The following is a 2,681-nucleotide window of genomic DNA, read 5'->3' as shown; positions in this document are numbered from 1 at the left end:
GTCGGCGATGTGGATGTCGACCTTGTCGACGACGACCGGACCGGTGGGCCCGTATTGCTTGGTGAGCTTGTCGAGGGTGACGACGGCCATGATTGCCCCTTTACTTGACTGCGCCGGCAGTCATGCCGCGAATGAGTTTTTCGGAGAAGAACACGTAGACGATGATCACGGGGATGACCGAGATCATCACGCCGGTGGCGATCATGCCGATGTCCTGGAAGTGATCGCCCATGTAGGCGCGGATGCCGACCGGCAGCGTGCGCTTGTCGGGATCGGTGATCAGCACCACGGCGAACAAGAACTCGTTCCAGAGCTGGATGAAGTTCAGGATCAGCGTGGTGGCGATCGCCGGCATGCCGATCGGCAGCACGATGCGGCGGAAAATTTCCAGATCGCCGTAGCCGTCGATCTTGGCGGCGTCGAACAGGTCCTGCGGGATTCGCGCGAAGAAACCTTCGAGCAGATAGACCGTCAGCGGCAGCTGCAGCGAGACGTAGACCAGCGTGAGACCGATCAGGCTGTTGTAGAGATTGTAGTCGACCAGGATCTGGTACAGTGAGATCAAGGTGATCTGCGGTGGGAAGATGATCGACGAGAACAGGATGCCGTAGACCAGCCGGTTGCCACGGAACCGGTAGCGCGCCAGCGCATGCGCCGCCGCCGCGCCGAACAGCGTCACGATCGCGACCGAGCTGACCACCACGATGGTCGAATTCCAGAAATAAGTCGCGAAATCCGAGTCGACCCATGCGATCCGGAACTGCTCCCAGTGGAACACCTTCGGCCAGGCATAATGGTCGGCGCTGATCTCGGCGGTGGTGCGCACCGACATGGTCGCGAGCCACAGGAACGGTCCCAGCGTGTAGAAGGTGTAGAGCCCCAGCACGAGCGCGAGCGCTCCGCGGCTGAAGAAACGCAGCAAAGGCGCGCGTTCCGCAAGCGGTTTGGCCACCGTCAGTACTCCAGGCGTTCGCGCGTCGCCAGAACGCGGTTGAGAATGACGACGGCGGCGCAGACCACGACGAACCACACCGAGGCGATCGCCGAGGGATAGCCGAGGTCGAACGTGTTCCAGTTGAAGGCGCGCTTGTAGACGTAGGTCGACACCGTCTCGGTCGCCCACAGCGGGCCGCCCTGGGTCATGATCCAGACCAGATCGAAGATCTTCATCTTGCCGATGAAGGCGAGGATGTAGAGGTTCAGCAGCGTCGGCCGCAGCATCGGCACGATGACGTAGCGCAGCTTGGCGCCCCAACCGCAATTGTCGAGTTCGGCGGCTTCCAGCACCTCGCGCGGCAGCGAGTGGATCGCCGCGAGACACACCACCATGTTGAAGCCGGCCCATTTCCAGGCATGGGTCACGATCAGCGCGCCGAGCGCCAGATTGGGATCGCCGAGCCAGGAAGCCACCAGCGAGTCGAGGCCGACGGCGCGCAGGAACACGTTGAGAATGCCCCAGTCGTAATTGTAGATCCACATCCACAGGATCGCGACCACGACGTAGGACAGCAGCACGGGCGTGAACCACGCCACCCGCAGGAAGCGCGCGAACGGCACGCCGGCATACAGCGCCAGCGCCAGCAGAAGACCGGTGACGACGTCGAGCACCGGCGCGATGAACGACCAAATGAAGGTGTTGCGCACCGAGACCCAGAACGTCTCGTCGGTCATCAGCGCGCGGTAATTGTCGAGGCCGACAAAGGTGACCTCCATGCCCTCGATGGTAAAGAAACTGTCGTAGAAGGTCCGGAACGCCGGATACGCGGTCAGGCCGACATAGACCGCCAGAGCGGGAAACAGGAAGACGGTGAGCACCCACCAGCTTGCGCGGCGCGGATCCGCCAGCGACGGGGCATTGCTCGCCCCGCCGCCAGCATTTGATGTCATGGTGGTGGATGTCATGTCGCTCTCAGCTCTTGAAGCAGGCGCTGTCCATCTTTTCCGCGGCATCCTGGACGCTCAGGAGTCCGGCGGGAAAGGCGTTGTTCATCACCTGGGTGTAGGTCTCGGCGCACTTGGCGCGGTAGTACAGAAGCGGCGTGCCGAAGAAGTAGGTGACGCCCTTGTTGCGCGCGTTCAGCTCGGCGAAGTAATCCTTGCGCGGACTGTTGATCTTGGCCGGGTCGGATTTCAGCCCGGTCTGCAGCGAGACCTGCTCCATCCACTTGGTGCCGTTCTCGACCGTCGCCATCGACTTCATCAGTGCGCCGGCGCAGTCCTTGTTCTTGCTCTTGGAATACATCACGAAGCTGCCGGCCACCGCGAGGGTCTTGCAGTCCGGACAGGCGCCCTTGTCCATCGCCGGAAACTTCATAATGCCGAGCGGGAAATTCGCCGGCATGCCGCCGCCTTCCGGCGGGGCGAAGGCGCGACCGGTGAACCAGCTCGGATCCGGGAAGGTCAGCGCGCCCGGCGTGTTGTAGAAGTAGAAATGCGACTCGCCGAGCTTCAGCGTCGAGAAGCTCTTCGGATAGGCGCCGGCATCGACCAGTTCCTTCATCCATGTCATCACCTCGACGACGCGCGGATCCTTGAACGACAGCTTGCCTTCCAGCAGCTTGCCGTAATCCTCGGTGCCCAATTTGCGCAGCAGCGACTCGAACAATAGCTGACCGCCCGGAAACGGACGGTCGCCGACGCCCTGCGACACCGGCGTGATGCCGGCGGCGACGCCCTTCTTC

Annotated in this window: 2 protein-coding genes and 1 pseudogene; all 3 read right to left on the bottom strand. The window is 62.4% G+C overall.

All coding sequences use genetic code 11. The annotated features are described in order from the left end of the window. Positions 1-100: 100 nt before the first annotated feature. On the bottom strand, positions 101-952 hold the full coding sequence (locus Q0S16_RS18830; protein ID WP_295851363.1) for a carbohydrate ABC transporter permease: 852 nt from the start codon (positions 950-952) through the stop codon (positions 101-103). 2 nt (positions 953-954) lie between these two features. Then, positions 955-1,902 (bottom strand): sugar ABC transporter permease, encoded by a 948-nt coding sequence (locus Q0S16_RS18825; RefSeq protein ID WP_295851357.1) that lies wholly within the window; start codon positions 1,900-1,902, stop codon positions 955-957. A 7-nt stretch (positions 1,903-1,909) separates the two neighbouring features. Next, positions 1,910-2,681: pseudogene (locus tag Q0S16_RS18820) on the bottom strand (ABC transporter substrate-binding protein); the annotation flags it as partial.

It is taken from the genome of Tardiphaga sp. (genome assembly GCF_025356345.1).
Taxonomy (GTDB): Bacteria; Pseudomonadota; Alphaproteobacteria; order Rhizobiales; family Xanthobacteraceae; genus Tardiphaga.
This window is presented reverse-complemented; position numbering and strand designations above follow the sequence as displayed.